Origin of the sequence: Brevibacterium aurantiacum (assembly GCF_900169065.1) — a bacterium.
GTDB classification, from domain to species: Bacteria; Actinomycetota; Actinomycetes; order Actinomycetales; family Brevibacteriaceae; genus Brevibacterium; species Brevibacterium aurantiacum.
The window spans coordinates 62,128-80,685 of record NZ_FXZB01000018.1; the positions used below are offsets into that span (position 1 = coordinate 62,128).

The window sequence follows — 18,558 nt, forward strand, 5'->3', positions numbered from 1 at the left end:
ACGCAGGCTCCGTGTGAATAAGCGAAGAGGGGCACCCACCAGTTGGTGGGTGCCCCTCTTGCTGTGCCTGTCGGCTCAGTCCGGAGACTCAGCGACAGGAACGCGACTCAGATGAGGCGCTTCAGCTGAAGGCGCCGTAGTCGTAGTCTTCCAGCGGGATGGCGGATCCGGAATCGGAGCCGATGCCTGCGTAGAAGTCGCCGTAGCTGTTCGTGAACATCTCGGCCTTCGCCTCTTCGGTCGGCTCCACCACGATGTCGCGGTGAGTCTGCAGGCCGGTGCCGGCAGGGATGAGCTTACCGAGGATGACGTTCTCCTTGAGACCCAGCAGCGTGTCCGACTTGCCTTCCATGGCGGCCTCGGTGAGGACGCGTGTCGTCTCCTGGAAGGACGCGGCGGACAGCCACGAATCGGTGGCCAAGGAGGCCTTCGTGATGCCCATGAGCTCGTCACGAGCCGATGCCGGCTGGCCGCCTTCGGCGACCACACGGCGGTTCTCGGCCTGGTAACGGCCACGGTCGACCAGCTCGCCGGGCAGCAGGTTCGTGTCGCCCGACTCGATCACGGTCACGCGACGCAGCATCTGCCGCACGATGACCTCGATGTGCTTGTCGTGGATGCCCACGCCCTGCGAGCGGTACACCTTCTGCACCTGCTCGACGAGGAAGCGCTCGGCCTCACGGCGACCGCGGATGCGCAGCACCTGCTTCGGATCGACAGCGCCGATGACCAGCTGCTCGCCGGCCTTGACGTTCTGTCCGTCCTCGACGAGGAGGCGGGCACGCTTGGAGACTGCGTGCTCGATCTCTTCGCCACCGTCATCGGGGGTGATGACGACGAAGCGAGTCTTGCGGCTGTCGTCGATCTTGGCACGTCCGGTCGCCTCGGCGATGGGAGCGAAGCCCTTCGGTGTGCGAGCTTCGAAGAGCTCGGTCACACGCGGCAGACCCTGGGTGATGTCACCCGTGGACGCCGCCGCACCACCCGTGTGAAAGGTACGCATGGTGAGCTGGGTTCCCGGCTCACCGATCGACTGGGCAGCGACGGTGCCGATTGCTTCGCCGATGTCGACGAGCTTTCCGGTGGCCATCGAACGACCGTAGTGCATGGCCGAGATCTGAGTGTCGGAATCGGCGGTGAGCACGGAGTGAACCTTGAGCTCTTCGATCCCGGCAGCGACCAGCGTATCGATCGTCTCTGCGGTCACGTCGGTCTTCGCCGGCACGATGACATTGCCATCGGCGTCGGAGACGTCTGAGACCGTGAGGCGGCCGTAGAGGCTCGTCTCTGCATACTCGTGCGGCACGAGGTTGCCCTCGTGGTCGCGCTCGGCTGCAGGCAGCGTGATGCCCTTGTTGGTATCGGCTTCAGCGGTGCGGATGATGACGTCCTGCGACACGTCGACGAGTCGACGGGTCAGGTAACCGGAGTCAGCGGTACGCAGAGCGGTATCGGCCAGACCCTTACGAGCACCGTGCGAGGCGATGAAGTACTCGAGGACCGACAGTCCCTCACGGTAGTTCGAGACGATCGGGCGAGGGATGATCTCACCCTTCGGGTTCGTCACCAGTCCACGCATACCGGCCAGCTGACGGACCTGCATCCAGTTACCGGATGCACCGGACTCCACCAGACGCAGAACCGAGTTCTCCTCCGGGAAGTTCGTCCGCATGACCTGGTCGACCTTCTCGGTCGTCTCGGTCCACAGCTTGACCAGTTCGTTGCGGCGTTCGTCGTCGGTGAGTGCACCGAGTTCGTACTGCTGCTGAACCTTCGTGTCGAACGCCTCGGCGTCGTCGATGATCTCGGTCTTGGCCTCGGGTGAGACCACATCGGACATCGAAATCGTGATTCCCGAACGAGTCGCCCAGTAGAAGCCGCCGGCCTTGAAGTTGTCCAGGGTCTGCGCGACCTCGACCTTGGGGTATTCCTCAGCCAGGTAGTTGATGATGCGGCTGAGTGCCTTCTTGTCGATCGTGGAGTTCATGAACGAGTAGTCGGCAGGCAGGTAATCGTTGAACTGTGCGCGGCCCAGTGTGGTCTGCACGTCCAGCGGATCGCCGGCTTCCCAACCTTCGGGAACCTCAAGATCGTCGCCGGGGACGACATTCTCAAGACGGATCGTGATGACCGAACCGAGGTCCAGTTCGCCACGATCGAAGGCCATGATGGCTTCGCCGAGACCGGTGAAGGAGCGTCCCTCGCCGGCCAGGCCCTTGCGCTCGGAGGTCAGGTGGTACAGACCGATGATCATGTCCTGCGAGGGCATGGTCACGGGCTTGCCGTCCGAAGGCTTGAGGATGTTGTTGGCCGAGAGCATCAGCACGCGTGCCTCTGCCTGAGCTTCGGGGCTCAGCGGCAGGTGGACTGCCATCTGGTCACCGTCGAAGTCAGCGTTGAAGGCCGAGCAGACGAGGGGGTGCAGCTGGATGGCCTTACCCTCGATGAGCTGCGGTTCGAACGCCTGGATGCCCAGACGGTGCAGGGTCGGTGCACGGTTGAGCAGCACCGGGTGTTCGGTGATGACCTCTTCGAGGACGTCCCACACCTGAGGGTGCTGACGCTCGACCATGCGCTTGGCCGACTTGATGTTCTGTGCATGGTTGAGATCGACCAGGCGCTTCATCACGAAGGGCTTGAACAACTCCAGAGCCATGGTCTTGGGCAGACCACACTGGTGCAGGTGCAGCTGCGGACCGACCACGATGACCGAACGGCCCGAGTAGTCCACACGCTTGCCCAGGAGGTTCTGACGGAAACGTCCCTGCTTGCCCTTGAGCATGTCCGACAGCGACTTGAGCGGGCGGTTGCCCGGTCCGGTCACCGGACGGCCGCGACGGCCGTTGTCGAACAGTGAGTCGACGGCTTCCTGCAGCATCCGCTTCTCGTTGTTGACGATGATCTCGGGAGCACCGAGGTCCAACAGACGCTTGAGACGGTTGTTGCGGTTGATCACGCGACGGTAGAGGTCGTTGAGGTCAGACGTGGCGAAACGTCCACCGTCGAGCTGCACCATCGGGCGCAGTTCCGGCGGCACCACGGGAACAACGTCGAGGACCATGCCCTCGGGGTTGTTATCAGTGGTCAGGAACGCGTTGACGACCTTGAGACGCTTCAGGGCGCGGGTCTTGCGCTGGCCCTTGCCGGTGGCGATGAGTTCGCGCAGCTTCTCGGATTCGGCTTCGAGGTCGAAGTCGAGCAGACGCTTCTGGATCGCCTCGGCGCCCATGGCACCCGTGAAGTAGAGACCGAAACGGTGGAACATCTCGCGGTACAGGCTCTCGTCGCCTTCGAGGTCGTTGACCTTGAGGCTCTTGAACCGGTCCCACACCTGCTCAAGGCGGTCGACCTCACGGTCGGCGTTCTTGCGCAGCTTCTCCATTTCCTTCTCGGCGACATCGCGCAGCTTCTTCTTGGCCGGGGCGGAGCCGCCGTCGGCCTCGAGAGCTGCGAGATCCTCTTCGAGCTTCTTGGCACGACGATCGATGTCAGCGTCACGGCGAGTGCCGATCTGCTGCTTTTCGACGTCGATCTTGTTCTGCAGGCTGGGCAGATCGCGGTGGCGAGAATCCTCGTCCACCGAGGTGATCATGTAGGCGGCGAAGTAGATGACCTTCTCGAGGTCCTTCGGTGCCAGGTCCAGCAGGTAGCCCAAGCGCGAGGGGACGCCCTTGAAGTACCAGATGTGAGTGACCGGTGCGGCCAGCTCGATGTGTCCCATGCGCTCACGGCGAACCTTGGCGCGGGTGACCTCGACGCCGCAGCGCTCACAGATGATGCCCTTGAAGCGGACACGCTTGTATTTGCCGCAGGCGCACTCCCAGTCGCGGGTCGGACCGAAGATCTTCTCGCAGAAGAGTCCGTCCTTTTCGGGCTTGAGTGTGCGGTAGTTGATGGTCTCAGGCTTTTTCACCTCACCGTGTGACCAGCCGCGGATGGATTCCGCAGTGGCAAGACCGATACGTAGCTCATCAAAGAAATTGACGTCAGGCACGTAAATCCTCTTTCCTGGCGATGAACATCCCGTTCATCGCGAAGTTGTGTCGGTTGAAGTGGAAGTCCTCAGACTTCTTCTACGGTCTGGGCTTCGCGGCGTGACAGGTCGATGCCGAGCTCTTCAGCTGCTCGGTAGACCTCGTCCTCGCCGTCACGCATCTCAACCTCGGCTCCGTCCGAAGACAGAACTTCGACGTTGAGGCACAGGGACTGCATCTCCTTGATGAGGACCTTGAACGACTCCGGGATTCCCGGGTCAGGCAGGTTCTCGCCCTTGACGATGGCTTCGTAGACCTTCACACGGCCTGGGATGTCATCGGACTTGATCGTCAGCAGTTCCTGCAGCGTGTAAGCCGCACCGTAGGCCTCGAGGGCCCACACTTCCATCTCACCGAAGCGCTGGCCGCCGAACTGTGCCTTACCGCCCAGCGGCTGCTGGGTGATCATCGAGTACGGACCGGTCGAACGCGCGTGGATCTTGTCGTCGACGAGGTGGTGGAGCTTGAGCATGTACATGTAGCCGACAGCGATCGGGTACGGGAATGGTTCACCGGAGCGACCGTCGAACAGCTGGGCCTTGCCCGAAGAGTCGATGAGGCGGTCCCCATCGCGGTTCGGGGTCGTTGAGTCCAGCAGTCCACGCAGTTCCTGCTCGTGAGCACCGTCGAAGACCGGGGTGGCCAGGTTCGTGCCGGCCTCGGCTTCGCGAGCGGCTTCCGGCAGCTCTGCAGCCCACTCGGGGTTGCCCTCGATCTTCCAACCCTGCTTCGAGATCCATCCGAGATGGACTTCGAATACCTGGCCGATGTTCATACGACGTGGAACACCGTGCGGGTTGAGGATGATGTCGACGGGGGTTCCGTCGGCCAGGAACGGCATGTCCTCAACAGGCAGGATGGTCGAGATGACACCCTTGTTGCCGTGACGACCGGCCATCTTGTCACCGATGGTGATCTTACGGCGCTGGGCGACGTAGACGCGGACCATCTGGTTGACGCCCGGCGAGAGCTCGTCGTCTTCCTCGCGGTCGAAGACGCGGACACCGATGACGGTGCCGATCTCGCCGTGAGGAACACGCAGAGAGGTGTCGCGGACTTCGCGGGACTTCTCACCGAAGATCGCGCGCAGCAGGCGCTCTTCCGGAGTCAGCTCGGTCTCACCCTTCGGGGTGACCTTGCCGACGAGGATGTCGCCGTCGGTGACCTCGGCGCCGATGCGGATGATTCCGCGATCGTCGAGGTCTGCCAGGGCGTCGGGCGAGATGTTCGGGATGTCGCGGGTGATCTCTTCGGCACCGAGCTTGGTGTCGCGAGCATCGACCTCGTGCTCCTCGATGTGGATCGAGGACAGGACGTCGTCCTGGACGAGACGCTGGGAGAGGATGATCGCATCCTCGAAGTTGTAGCCTTCCCAGGACATGAATGCCACGAGGAGGTTCTTGCCCAGTGCCATCTCACCGTTCTGAGTCGACGGTCCGTCAGCCAGGACGGTGCCTGCCTCGACGCGATCGCCTTCGTCGACGATGATGCGCTGGTTGTACGAGGTTCCGTGGTTGGAACGCTTGAACTTCGCGGCGCGGTAAGTCTGCATCGTGCCGTCGTCAGCCAGCACGGTGACGAAGTCAGCCGACACCTCGGTGATGACACCTGGGCGATCGGCGGTGATGACGTCACCGGCGTCGACAGCGGCACGGTATTCCATGCCGGTTCCGACGACTGGTGATTCCGACATCACCAGCGGCACAGCCTGACGCTGCATGTTCGCACCCATGAGGGCGCGGTTCGCATCGTCGTGCTCGAGGAACGGAATCAGCGCAGATGCGACCGACACCATCTGACGTGCGGAGACGTCCATGAAGTCAATCGTGTCGTACTGCACCAGCTCGGCTTCGCCGCCGCCGCCCTTAGGACGTGCGAGAACCTCGACCTCGGCGAAACGCTGCTCTTCGGTCAGCGGCGCGTTGGCCTGTGCGATGTTGAACTCAAGCTCATCATCGGCAGTCAGGTACTCGGTGTCATCCGTGACGACACCGTCGACGACCTTGCGGTACGGCGTTTCGATGAAGCCGAACGGGTTGATGCGGGCGTAGGAGGCCAGCGAACCGATCAGACCGATGTTCGGGCCTTCAGGGGTCTCGATGGGGCACATACGTCCGTAGTGCGAGGGGTGGACGTCACGGACTTCCATGGCGGCACGGTCACGCGAGAGACCACCAGGTCCCAGAGCCGAGAGGCGACGCTTGTGGGTCAGACCCGCGAGCGGGTTGTTCTGGTCCATGAACTGCGAGAGCTGCGAGGTGCCGAAGAACTCCTTGATCGCAGCCACCACAGGGCGGATGTTGATCAGGGTCTGAGGCGTGATCGCTTCGACGTCCTGGGTCGTCATGCGCTCACGAACGACGCGCTCCATGCGAGACAGACCCGTGCGGACCTGGTTCTCGATGAGCTCGCCGACCGCGCGGATGCGACGGTTGCCGAAGTGGTCGATGTCATCGAGCTTGACGCTGAGTTCGATGTCCTCGCCGTCACGCACACCCTTGGAGGTGTCCACGCCTGCGTGCAGAGACACCAGGTAGCGGATGGTGGCGACAACGTCGTCGGTCGAGAGGACCGAGTCGCTCAGCGGCGCATCGACACCCAGCTTGCGGTTGACCTTGTAGCGGCCGACCTTGGCCAGGTCATAGCGCTTGGGGTTGAAGTACAGGTTGTTGAGCAGGTTGCGTGCCGCTTCAGCGGTCGCGGGCTCTGCCGGGCGCAGCTTCTTGTAGATGTCGAGCAGCGCTTCGTCCTGCGTGTTGACCGTGTCCTTGGCCATGGTCTCGCGGATCGATTCGAACTCGCCGAACTCCTCGAGGATCTTCGCTTCGGACCAGCCGAGGGCCTTGAGCAGAACGGTCACCGACTGCTTGCGCTTGCGGTCGAGGCGAACGCCGACCTGGTCGCGCTTGTCGACCTCGAACTCCAGCCAAGCACCACGGGAAGGGATGATCTTCGCGGTGAAGATGTCCTTGTCAGTGGTCTTGTCGACGCTGGACTCGAAGTAGGCACCGGGCGAACGCACGAGCTGCGAGACGACGACACGCTCGGTGCCGTTGACGATGAACGTGCCCTTGTCGGTCATGAGGGGGAAGTCACCCATGAAGACGGTCTGGCTCTTGATCTCGCCGGTGTTGTTGTTCATGAATTCGGCGGTCACATACAGTGGCGCCGAGTAGGTCATGTCGCGTTCTTTGCACTCATCGATGGAGTACTTAGCGGCTTCGAACCTGTGCTCCCGGAACGACAGTGACATCGATCCACCGAAGTCCTCGATCGGTGAGATCTCTTCGAAGATGTCTTCGAGTCCCGAGGTGGTTGCTACGGAATCGTCTCCGATTTCAATGGCTTCGGCGACGCGGTCCTGCCACGCTTCCGAGCCGATGAGCCAATCGAAGCTGTCTGTCTGCAGACCGAGCAGATCGGGAACCTCGAGCGGTTCGCGAATCTTCGCGAAGGAGATTCTCTTGGGGGCGTTAGCGGTCCTGGTGTTATCGTTGGCGGCGGCCAATGGGATCCTTCCGAGTGCTTCACCAATTGATAGGTTGACCCTCCACCCGAAGTCACGCAGACGACCGCTGGTGTGTCAGATTTCGACACCGGGCGACAACGTGGTTCACTTGAGTGGAAATGAGGTGCCCCCCGCTATATGAAGGCACGCCACAGGCAGATCAACGCAAATATCAAGCTTATAGCAATCGGTCAAGTCATGCAAGACGCTTCTTCCACAGACCGACCCAGGCCCAGGTTTCGAATCCACCTCGATCGTTGATGGCCAGCATCCAGGAGTTCTCCACCGCATTCCACGTGTAGATTCGCTCCACTCTGCTCGACTCCCCCAGCGCCACATGATTGGCGATCTTCAGGGCTGCGCCGAGTCCGTGCCCTCGATGTTCACGCGCGACCAGCGTCGACCCCTGCCATCCCACTGCGGGGCGTTCGTCGAAGTGGGCGACCTCGGTGAATCCGGCGGCGCTGTCCCCTTTGAGTGCCAGCGCTGTGCCCAGCAGCTCCCGATTCTTCCTGCGCTTCTCATCGAGGGCGCGGACCCGCTCAGCATCCCAGCTCTCCTCTTCGCCGAATTCCTCGGCTCCCGGAGTGTCCGTGGACATCTTCTGGTGCAGCCAGGCGATCTGTTCGAGGCGATGTTCAGGAGTCGGACCGCTCCAGGTCTCGATCGTATAGCCGGGATCGAGTTCGACATGAGGCAAGCTCGCTGCGACTGCGGTCTTCGCCACCGAGCACCTCTCCAGCTGCTTGAAGGCGAATCCATGATGGCTCAGGAACGCGACATCCGGCTGCCCGGCGGGCAGGCTTCCCGCACCGGTTTCCGCTGCCAGGTGGGCACTGCGCACTTCGGACGCACGGACCGACTCGGGATTTTCGCAGTAGCTGGTCAGTTGGGTGCGCCCCTGTGCGACGAGGCTCGTCTCCATCGCAGTCAGCATTTCGGCGCCGAAGCCCTGTCGTCGTTTGTCCGGGTGAACCGCGCACCACACATCGGCGACATCGAGGTTGTCCTGCAAGGTCAGGTAGGCGATGCCTTTGGCCACAATCGCTCCGCCGAGGCGACCGATCCAGGTCTGATGACTCGTGTACTCGTTCGGAGAGAGCAGCTCCTGGCGCACCTCGTCCGCGCGCGGATCGAAATCATCGCCGAGACCCGATGCCCGGTTGATGAGCGCATCGAAGGCGACCACCTCGGCGAGGATCTCCTCGATCTCGTTCGCAGGGCGAGATCCGGCGGGGATGTGAGTGATCTCCATGAACGGACATTCTAGACTTCGAACATGGTCAATGTCAGTGTTCTCTCCCAGAATCCGGCCGCAGTCAACTGCGGAATCATCACCGGCTCGAACGCCAGCCTCATCGTCGACTCGGGCCCCGGGCCCAGCGCCGCGAAGCAGCTGGCGGCCAGGGCACAGCAGCTGAGCCTCGAGGCCACCGGCCGTGTCAATCCTCTTGCGGCCGTCATCACTCACGACCATTGGGATCATTTCTTCGGCAACGCCACCCTGGCCGCAGCAGGGGTTGAGACCTTCCACGGTTCTCAGTCCTTCGCAGGAGATCAGGAGGCGAGCGCGTGGATCGCCCTCGACGCCGTCCGCAATGCACCCGAGACCGCGGAGTTCGCCGCCGAGCTGCCCGAGGATCCCGGCGACCTCCTCGTCGACGTCTCCCCCGTCGATGCGCCCGGAGCAGATTCGGGGATCGATCTCGGTGAATGTCGGGTCGAGTTCCATGTGCTGGGCGGGCATTCCACAGCGGATCTCGTCGTGCGCCTGATCGATCAGGGGATCGTGTTCGCCGGTGACCTGATCGAGGAGGGCGATCCCCCGCAGGCTGGCAATGATGCCTCACTGAGTGAGTGGGTGACCAGCTTGCACACGCTGCTGTCGTTTTCCGAGGCCACCGTCTTCGTGCCCGGTCACGGGGTGCCTGTTGACCGGGAATTCGTCGAACGTCAGCTCGCGGACCTCGAGGGGCTGCGGGTGAATCAGGCCGACGCCGAGGTGGCTCTGCCTGCCCGTGTCATGCCCGGTGACCATGACCGCACACTCCCCCGCGAACGGGTCATCTTCCCTGTCGGTGCAGAGCGGTGACGAGGTCTGAGCCGATGGCACCGAACAGCGTCTGAGCCCACACGCTGTCGCCTTCGACATAGGGACGGTCACCGTCGAAGATCCACTGCAGCTGGTTGGCGGCCTGCCGATCGTTCTGACAGCTGCGGCACACGGGAACCCGGACCCCTGTGCCATCGGCATCGAGGCGGGTCGTCGACTGTGCCTCTCCGTGCAGCGGATTGATCGTGCACAGACTCTGCGGGAGCTTGCTGCGTCCCCGTGTCCCAGCCTTCTTCGTCCTGCCCGCTCCCACCTCGGCGATCTCTCGTCCTGCCTGCCGGAGCAGAACCATCGCTCCGGCCAGGTCGATGCGTTCGGAGTCCTCGTCGTCGACGATCCGGCGTGCGATCTGATAGGCGTCGAGGGATCTCTCCACCTTCTCGGAATCGGGTGCATCGAGGTTCTGCGTCTGCAGACGATCGATCTCGTCGGCGATCTGAGTGGTGTCGGCATTGATCGTCTCGCGCAGGGACCGACGCTGCAGAGAATCAACCCGTTCGAGCAGCCGGTCCGGCAGTTGGTACTTCTTCTGCAAACGCTTCTTCGTCGACCTCTGCCGCCATGATCGTGTGAACCAGATTCCTGCGATCACGATCGCCAACACCAGCACGGCGATTCCGAGGAACATCGGAGCGAACGATCCCGAATCGTCGACAGTCTGGACTTCGCTGCCCGAAGCCTCCTGTGCGGTGCCGGCTTCCTCCTCGGTCTTCGTCTGCGGATCCGCATAGAGGTCGAGGAGGGTGTTGAGCTTGGTCGTCGACGGCGTGCCCACATTCCATTCGTCGCGGGCAATCGAGAGCTGTTCCATGACCTGCATCTGCAGCTCGTGCTGGTCCTCGAAATGCTGATCGACGGTGAGAGCGCTGCCCCCGTTGATCATGACGTAGACGCCTTCACCGCCGTTGAAGACCTTGATCTGCTCAAGGAGGTCACTGTCGAGAAAATCCTGGTCGACGGCGATGACGTAGACGTCGTAGTCGACATTGCCCATCGTGGCCTCGGCTTTGTCCATGAGGGCGGGATTGAGGGACCCCGCCAAGGACTCCTCGATGTAGACGGGATCGGTCTGCAGCGCCTTCGCGACCTGCTCTGCGTCGACTGTCACTGTCCTAGTAGCCTCTTTCCGATAGATCGCCAGATCAGAACTCCGATGATGCCGACTCCGCCTCCGACGATGAGTCCCAGGACCATGCCTGCCACGGCTCCTCCGCCCGTGGGGTAGGTCAGGTCGCGCGGATCGCTTGAGTTGTCCACGTCCACGACGATGGGATCGCCGTTGTCATCGATCATCCTTGCATAGGAACCCTCGGCATCCTCTGCTTCGGTGGACTTCAGCGCCCGAACATAGTCGAGGGCTCGCCGTGAGACCGTGGCATCATGGTCGAGCTCCAGAGGATCGTCGAGCTGGCGGACGATTCCTTTGTGGCCGAGGTCCTCGTGGACCTCATTGGCGACGAGCACCGTGGCACGATCATCGGAGAGCTCTGTCGCGATCCGGGCGGCGGTGAGCTCGCCATCACCGTCTGCGGCGTCGAGCTGCGAGGTGGTCAGAATCGCCACGTAAATCGGCTCTGTGAGATCACCGACCTCCTTGCGAATTGCTGCCAGCTCGGAGTCCTCGACACCGACCACCTGGTATTCGTCGATGAAGACCGGGTCCGTCTCGAGTGCCTTCGCAATCTGCTGGTAGCGGCTTCTGTCGTAGTCGGGATCGTATCGGCTCGCGACGCGATCCGAGTAGATCGAGTCGACGGAGATCTGATCGCCACTCTCCGCCTCGATCCGCGCAGACTTCGCTTCGTCGAACTTCGCTGAGCTGTACATCGTCGTTCCGACGACCACTGCGGCGAAGACCAGCAGCGCCAGCGTCCATCTCATCCACGTTCTCATCGCTGCCGTCCTCTCGCAGAGACAGCTCCGTGTGCGTCGAGCACGGCATCCTCGAGAGGTTGAAAGCTGCCGAAGCCGGCGACTGCGTACACGTCACTGCGCTGAAAGTACGGCACGGGCTTCGACCGCTTGGCTCCGGGCCGCTGAGGAACCATGAGACATTCGGGATCATGTCCGTCGTTGATCTCGCTGCGGCACTTCGCACACAGATCGACCGTGACCGCGGTTCCGCGCTGCCGCAGGGCGAATCTCTCGATCCCGTGCCGATGGTGGGGAAAGAGGAAGCAGAACCGCGGTGCCTCGGACTTTTTCGAGGCGGTCCCCCGCAGCCGCTTACGCACCCATTCGAGGGTCGTCAGCAGGTTCTGCACACCGAAGCGGTGGGAGAAATCACTGTCGTCCGCCCAGTCCGGATGCTCATCCATGATTGCTGTCAACGCGTCCTGGACTCGTCTGCCGCGGTCGTAGATCCGCCACAGCTCGTCGTCGGACTCAGACGGCTCGGGCAGCGGTTCGAGTGCGCCGTCCACACGTTGGGGCAATCGCTCGTCCTTCACCGGATCGGGGCTCGTAGTCAGGCTCGTCCGCCACGAATATTTGGCGCGGCGCCTCATCAGCCACACACTCAGGCCGAGTGCCGTTACGGCAGCCGCCCCGAATACGAGCGCATCAGGGTTGCCGTTGTCCAGGCCCGTGGCTTCGATGTAGTCCTCATCGCGTTCGCCGACGTCTCGAGTGTCGAAGTCCGGCGGAGGCGGCAGCTCCTCCCCCTGCGCTGTCGCAACGAGGGTACGGAGATGATGGGGAACGGACAGTTCGAGGGGCAGGAAGTCGTCGCTGGCCGATCGAGCAAACATCGCTGAGTCGGGAGGCATCGCGGGTCCGTTGTCGTCAACGACGTAGGCGAACGTCTTCGCTGAGGACTCCGCCATGGTGAACAGGACGATGCTCTGCTCGGCACGACCGGCTTCGTGGACGCGGAAGGCGAGGTCGGCCGTGAATCTGTCCCAGACATCACGACTACGGACGGTATCGCGCATCTTCGGCACGATGGCGATGAAATAGGGAATGCCGGACTTCTCGGTTTCGTCTGCGGCACGTCGCAGTGCGCTCAGCTGGTTCGCTGTCAGTCCCGGTTCGACGATCGGGTCGATGAACAGCGGATCGTCATCCCAAGCTGAGCGGATGCGCGATCGCAGCTTTTCCAACAGTCGACTTTCGGTCACCTGACAAGACCAATATGAGCCACTTGCCGAACCCGCCCTCATTGGTTCCGAGTCTGCAACATTGTCGGCCCAGCACCCATGCCTCGGGCACTGCAGCACAGATAGAAAGAACCCCACAGCATCAGCTGTGGGGTTCTTTCAAGCGGCAGCAGTCAGACTGCTGCCAGCGAAATCACTTGACGGTGACGGTTGCGCCCGCGCCCTCGAGTGTTTCCTTGGCTTTCTCGGCTGCGTCCTTGGACACGCCTTCGAGGACAGCCTTAGGAGCGCCGTCGACGAGGTCCTTGGCTTCCTTCAGTCCGAGGGAGGTGAGCCCACGAACTTCCTTGATGACAGGAACCTTCTTCTCGCCGGCCGATTCGAGGATGACGTCGAATTCGGTCTGCTCTTCGGCAGCCTCAGCAGCGGCAGCAGGTGCAGCGGCAACAGCAGCGGCAGGTGCAGCAGCTTCAACTTCGAAGACCTCTTCGAACTTCTTGACGAAGTCGGAGAGTTCGATCAGTGTGAGCTCTTTGAAGCCTTCGATGAGCTCTTCGGGGGTGAGCTTAGCCATGGTGGCCAGTCCTTCCTTTGGTGGTCACGGTGAGTGACCGGGTTTATGGGGTGTTGCTCAGGCGTCTGAGGCAGGAGCGTTGTCCTGCTTCTCGCGCAGAGCGTCGACAGTGCGCACGGCCTTGACCATCGGAGCGGTGAAGAGGTAAGCCGCCTGGTGGAGGCTTGCCTTCATTGCGCCAGCTGCCTTTGCAAGCAGCACTTCGCGTGGTTCGAGGTCGGCGAGTTTGTTGACATTCTCAGCACTGAGGACGGCACCATCCCAGTAGCCGCCCTTCAATACGAGCTGAGAATTCGCCTTGGCAAAGTTACGCAATGCCTTTGCAGCCTCTGGTGGTTCACCGTTGACGAATGCGATCGCGGTGGGTCCGTTGAGGAACTCATCGAGGTCGTTGATTCCGGCTTCTTTGGCTGCAATAGCAGTGAGCGTATTCTTTACCACGGCGTAGCTGACGTTCTCACCGAGTGAAACGCGCAGATCTTTCATCTGCGCAACGGTGAGACCGCGGTACTCGGTCAGCAACACAGCATCGGAGTTCTCAAACTGCTGTTTGAGCTCCTCTACTGCGGCTGCCTTGTCTGGCCTCGCCATGGTAGTTCCTTTCGTACAGTCGCCGATCGTGTCCCGACAACAAAAAAGCGCTCCACGCAGGTATGCGTGAAACGCTTCAGATGATGAGTTCATAGGAACTCACCGGAAGAATCTCGTGCTCACCTGCGCGGGTCACTCCATTGGAGTCTTCGTTTCCGGGCAACAGGATCCGATTGCGAATTCTGCAGATTCCGGAAAGACCGACGGTCTTGGGTAGTTGAAGTCTATCGAAGGTGCTCGCGCCAAGTCCAATCGACCGCAGAGATGCTGAACACATCGCTCGCTCAGCCGATCTCGACCTCTACCGATCTCGACCTCTACGACAAGCCTGGCAACATTCCGGGCGCTGAGCAACCTGCAGACAGGTTGCGCAGCGCCCGGAAGGTGGCTGAGCCGGCGAGCGGGTCAGTATTCGATGACGACTCGGCCGTCGATCTTGCCGTGGATCATCTCATCGAGGATCGCGTTGATGTCCTCGAGCGGACGCTTGCTGTAGGTCGGATGGATCTTGCCGGCTGCGTAGAATTCCAAGGCCTCCACCATGTCCTGACGGGTGCCGACGATCGAACCGCGGATCGTCAGTCCTTTGAGGACGATGTCGAAGATGGGAGCCGGGAACTCACCTGGAGGCAACCCGTTGAAGACGATCGTGCCGCCTCGGCGGGTCATCGAGATCGCCTGCCCGAATGCCTTCGGATGCACCGCTGTGACAAGCACTCCGTGTGAGCCTCCGACCTTCTCCTGGATGATGTCGGCCGGCTCCTCAGCAAAGGCATTGACCGTGATCTCCGCTCCGTGCTTCTTCGCCAGCGCCAGCTTGTCATCGGCGACGTCGACGGCGATGACGCGCATCCCCATCGCCACCGCATACTGCACGGCGATGTGGCCGAGCCCGCCGATGCCGGAGATGACGACCCATTGCCCAGGCTTCACCTCGGTGCGCTTGAGTCCCTTGTAGACGGTGACGCCGGCACACAGCACGGGTGCGATCTCGTATGGGTCGGACCCCTCCGGGATGATGGCGGCGAACTTCGTGTCGACGAGCATGTACTCACCGAACGATCCGTCGATTCCGTAACCGCCGTTGACCTGCTGCTCGCAGAGCGTCTCCCACCCTTGACGGCAGTGCTCGCATGTTCCGCAGGCGCTCCACAGCCAGGCGTTTCCGATCATCTGCCCGACCTTGACATCTGTGACGTCGGGCCCCACCTTCTCGACGGTTCCGACACCTTCGTGGCCGGGGATGAGAGGAACCTTCGGTTTGACCGGCCAGTCGCCGTGTGCCGCGTGCAGGTCGGTATGGCAGACCCCCGAGGCGATGAGTTTGACCAATGCCTGGCCGGGTCCGGGCTCGGGGATCTCGTTGTCTCCGACGACGAGATCCTGTCCGAATCCCTCAACTACTGCTGCTTTCATTTCTGACATCATTCGCTCCTTTGTGACGATGTTCTCTATCTCTGTGGTGGTCTCTCTTATCGCAGCACTTCTGGTGCGGTGCAGCGGTTTCTGCTCAGAAGAAGCCCTGGGCGTTCTCCGAGTAGCTGACCAACAGGTTCTTAGTCTGCTGGTAGTGGTCGAGCATCATCAGGTGGTTCTCACGTCCGATGCCAGATGCCTTGTACCCGCCGAAGGCCGCATGCGCCGGGTAGGCGTGGTAGTTGTTGACCCACACACGACCTGCCTGGATGTCGCGGCCCGCGCGGTAGGCGGTGTTGCCATTGCGCGACCAGACTCCGGCACCCAATCCGTAGAGAGTGTCGTTCGCGGTGGAGATGGCGTCGTCGTAGTCACTGAAGGTGGCTACCGAGACGACAGGGCCGAAGATCTCCTCCTGGAAGATTCGCATCTTGTTGTTGCCCCTGAAGATGGTCGGCTGCACGTAATAGCCGCCGGACAAGTCCCCGCCGAGGTCCGCCCGGGCTCCACCGGTGAGCACCTCGGCGCCCTCCTGCCTTCCGATGTCGAGGTAGGACATGATCTTCTCGAACTGGTCGTTCGAGGCTTGCGCACCCATCATCGTGTCGGTGTCGAGAGGGTTGCCCTGCACGATCCTCTTCGCCCGTTCCGCAACCGCCTCGAGGAAGGGATCGGCGATCGATTCCTGGACCAGTGCACGGGACGGGCAGGTGCAGACCTCGCCCTGGTTGAGGGCGAACATGGTGAAGCCTTCCTGGGCTTTGTCCCAGTAGGCGTCATCCTTGGCATTGACGTCATCGAAGAAGATGTTCGGGGACTTACCACCGAGTTCCAGGGTGACCGGGATGATGTTCTGCGAGGCGTACTGCATGATGAGGCGGCCCGTGGTCGTCTCACCGGTGAACGCGATCTTCGAGATCCGCTTGTTCGATGCCAGGGGCTTGCCCGCTTCGAGGCCGAAGCCGTTGACGACGTTGAGGACTCCATCGGGAAGCAGGTCCGAGATGAGTTCCATGAGGACGAGGATCGAGGCCGGAGTCTGTTCGGCAGGCTTGAGGACAATGGCATTGCCTGCTGCCAACGCTGGGGCGATCTTCCACACGCCCATGAGTATCGGGAAGTTCCAGGGAATGATCTGGCCGACCACGCCGAGCGGCTCATGGAAGTGATAGGCCACCGTGTCGTCATCGATCTGCGAGAGGCCGCCCTCTTGCGCCCGGATCGCCCCGGCGAAGTAGCGGAAATGATCGATGGCCAGAGGAATGTCGGCGTTGAGGCATTCGCGGACTGCCTTGCCGTTGTCCCAAGTCTCCGCCACCGCGATCATCTCGAGGTTCTCCTCGATCCGGTCAGCGATCTTGTTCAAGATCACGGCGCGCTCCGCGGGCGAGGTCTTGCCCCAGGCGGGAGCCGCCTTGTGGGCGGCGTCGAGTGCGAGTTCGATGTCCTCTGCGGTGCTGGCGGGCACTTCGCAGAACGCTTTGCCCGTAATCGGTGTCGGGTTCTCGAAATAGTTCCCGTTGACGGGAGCGACCCACTGTCCGCCGATGAAGTTCTCATACCGTGATTTGAAGGTGACGAGCGATCCGTCTTGACCAGGCTGAGCGTAAACAGTCATTGCAACTCCTTTGATGCGTATGCGGCGATCGGATGTCTGTCTCCGATTGCTCCACACGCTACGCAAGGCAACGTTGCAAGTGGGTTGCATCACACATACAGGCCTGTCTGTCTGAGCCCCTATCGCGATGCGTCCGCGGCCCTTCCGAAAGCCTTGTCGAGCACCATCAGCGTCAGTATCCGAGAGCTTCGAGTCGCACGACGGCCGCATTGCGTTCGGGTGCTTCGGGTGGGGCCAGGCGCAGCACCGACATCAGCACTTCCGAATCCTCGCGAGCTTCGGCCAATCCCGCATAGCGCCACAGCTGCTGCCAGGTCCCGTTCTGCAGCAGGCTCTCCCGAATCAGCGCCTGCAGCTCAGCACCGATCTCCCGGATTCCAGGGGCGTTGGAATCGGGCAGCACCTGCCCCTGATAGAAGTTGAGCGCCGTCTCCACGTCGCCTTGAGCCAGGCCCCGATGCGTGCGTTCGACGTCGCTGTCGATGTCTCCTCGCAGCCGGTAGGGGCGGGCATCGAGCCGCAGGTCGCCGAGGTCGTCAATCGTTCTGCGCAGCCGCGCAATCTCCGCCCGGACCGTGACTTCACTTCCGCCGAGCGCCCATAGCCGATCGGCGAGCCCGGCGCTGCTGATGCCGCCGGGGTTGCGCGCCAGGAGCAACAGGATCTCAGCATGTCGTCCCGACAGCGTGATTCGGGTGCCGTCAGGGCTCGAGAGCTGAGGACGGGACCTGGTGACTTCGAGATAGGCACCAGCACCGGCAGGAGACTGCCCGCCGGAGCCCGGGGCGTAGAGCTTCGACAAACCGACTCCCGCGGCCTGTGCCGTGGAATTCAGCAACGGCAGGACAATGGACGATACCGCGTCATCACCGCCGGTGACGTCGATGATCCCCAGGACCTGACCGGTCAGCGGATGGCTCACCGGCACTGCGCTGCAGCTCCACGAGTGCACCTCTGCGGAGAAGTGCTCGGCCTGACTGATCTGCACGGCACTGCCCGAGCGCAGAGCGAGTCCGGGGGCCGAGGTCCCCATAACGTCTTCCGACCAGTCGGTGCCCGGCACGAAGCCCATCGACTCGGCACGATTCCGGACGGCTCGTTCACCCTCGACCCACAGCAGACGCCCTTGCTCATCACCGAGCGCCACGAGCAGCCCTGCCTCCTTGGCTGGTTCGATCAGATGCGACTGCAGCAGGCCCATGATGGAGTGGAACGGATGACGGCGCCTCACCTCGGCGAGCTGATCCGCCTCATAGGCCATGCGCACACGCACTCCGGCCGGATCGCGCAGACGACCGAGCGATCGGTTCCAGGACTCAAGGACGGCCGGGCGGACACCGGGACCCGAGGTCTCCTGTGCGGTCAGTGACGCCAAATTGTCATGGGCGCGGCGAACAATGCGCTGATAGTCATCGCGAAGCAACGGAGTCGAATGCATGGCGGAGCTGTCCACCCCCATCGGCAGTTGTCACACAGTGGTCGTCGGTGATCATAATCTATCCGCGATACCTCATCCGGGCAAGACCGCTCCGGCTCTTCGACAACAGAAAGGGCGGGAAGTGAGAGTCTCACTTCCCGCCCAGTCTCGCTGTGTGCGGTTCAATCC

The 18,558-nt window shown here is 62.1% G+C and carries 12 protein-coding genes; 1 reads left to right on the forward strand and 11 read right to left on the reverse strand.

Annotated elements, in window-relative coordinates; translation table 11 throughout:
* Nucleotides 1-121 precede the first annotated feature (121 nt).
* From BAUR9175_RS13255 to BAUR9175_RS13265, 3 genes are all read right to left on the reverse strand, one after another.
* The gene (locus BAUR9175_RS13255; RefSeq protein ID WP_009883583.1) at nucleotides 122-3,994 is read right to left on the reverse strand and encodes a DNA-directed RNA polymerase subunit beta'; all 3,873 of its coding nucleotides are present in this window, start codon (nucleotides 3,992-3,994) and stop codon (nucleotides 122-124) included.
* Between the two features lie 68 nt (nucleotides 3,995-4,062).
* Complete coding sequence (gene rpoB / locus BAUR9175_RS13260) at nucleotides 4,063-7,542, reverse strand: DNA-directed RNA polymerase subunit beta (RefSeq protein ID WP_009883584.1); 3,480 nt, start codon at nucleotides 7,540-7,542, stop codon at nucleotides 4,063-4,065.
* Nucleotides 7,543-7,738: 196 nt separating this feature from the next.
* A complete protein-coding gene (locus tag BAUR9175_RS13265) occupies nucleotides 7,739-8,797 on the reverse strand; it encodes a GNAT family N-acetyltransferase (RefSeq protein ID WP_096146790.1) in 1,059 nt (352 codons plus the stop codon).
* Nucleotides 8,798-8,821: 24 nt separating this feature from the next.
* On the opposite strand from BAUR9175_RS13265, the gene BAUR9175_RS13270 reads away from it, so the two are divergent.
* Nucleotides 8,822-9,634 carry an MBL fold metallo-hydrolase gene (locus BAUR9175_RS13270; protein ID WP_009883586.1) on the forward strand — a complete coding sequence of 271 codons (813 nt, stop codon included), beginning with the start codon at nucleotides 8,822-8,824 and terminating at the stop codon, nucleotides 9,632-9,634.
* On the opposite strand, the gene BAUR9175_RS13275 is transcribed toward BAUR9175_RS13270, so the two are convergent.
* The 8 genes from BAUR9175_RS13275 to BAUR9175_RS13310 form a co-directional block, all read right to left on the reverse strand.
* Nucleotides 9,606-10,763 (reverse strand): hypothetical protein, encoded by a 1,158-nt coding sequence (locus BAUR9175_RS13275; RefSeq protein WP_009883587.1) that lies wholly within the window; start codon nucleotides 10,761-10,763, stop codon nucleotides 9,606-9,608. The two genes, BAUR9175_RS13270 and BAUR9175_RS13275, sit on opposite strands and share 29 nt — an antisense overlap.
* Nucleotides 10,760-11,548, reverse strand: a complete 789-nt coding sequence (locus tag BAUR9175_RS13280) for a hypothetical protein (protein WP_125178032.1) — start codon at nucleotides 11,546-11,548, stop codon at nucleotides 10,760-10,762. The genes BAUR9175_RS13275 and BAUR9175_RS13280 overlap by 4 nt, the downstream gene beginning before the upstream one ends.
* A complete protein-coding gene (locus BAUR9175_RS13285) occupies nucleotides 11,545-12,756 on the reverse strand; it encodes a hypothetical protein (protein ID WP_009883589.1) in 1,212 nt (403 codons plus the stop codon). Before BAUR9175_RS13285 ends, BAUR9175_RS13280 begins: the two co-directional genes overlap by 4 nt.
* A 190-nt stretch (nucleotides 12,757-12,946) precedes the next feature.
* Entirely contained in the window at nucleotides 12,947-13,327 is a 381-nt protein-coding gene (gene rplL / locus BAUR9175_RS13290; protein ID WP_009883590.1) for a 50S ribosomal protein L7/L12, read from the reverse strand.
* Between the two features lie 57 nt (nucleotides 13,328-13,384).
* Nucleotides 13,385-13,918, reverse strand: coding sequence for a 50S ribosomal protein L10 (rplJ, locus tag BAUR9175_RS13295; RefSeq protein ID WP_009883591.1), 534 nt, complete (start codon nucleotides 13,916-13,918; stop codon nucleotides 13,385-13,387).
* A gap of 405 nt (nucleotides 13,919-14,323) precedes the next feature.
* Nucleotides 14,324-15,343 carry an alcohol dehydrogenase AdhP gene (gene adhP, locus BAUR9175_RS13300; RefSeq protein WP_009883592.1) on the reverse strand — a complete coding sequence of 340 codons (1,020 nt, stop codon included), beginning with the start codon at nucleotides 15,341-15,343 and terminating at the stop codon, nucleotides 14,324-14,326.
* An 85-nt stretch (nucleotides 15,344-15,428) separates the two neighbouring features.
* Nucleotides 15,429-16,952, reverse strand: coding sequence for an acetaldehyde dehydrogenase ExaC (gene exaC / locus BAUR9175_RS13305; RefSeq protein WP_096158447.1), 1,524 nt, complete (start codon nucleotides 16,950-16,952; stop codon nucleotides 15,429-15,431).
* 172 nt (nucleotides 16,953-17,124) lie between these two features.
* Nucleotides 17,125-18,390 (reverse strand): helix-turn-helix domain-containing protein, encoded by a 1,266-nt coding sequence (locus BAUR9175_RS13310; RefSeq protein ID WP_101557440.1) that lies wholly within the window; start codon nucleotides 18,388-18,390, stop codon nucleotides 17,125-17,127.
* Nucleotides 18,391-18,558 lie beyond the last annotated feature (168 nt).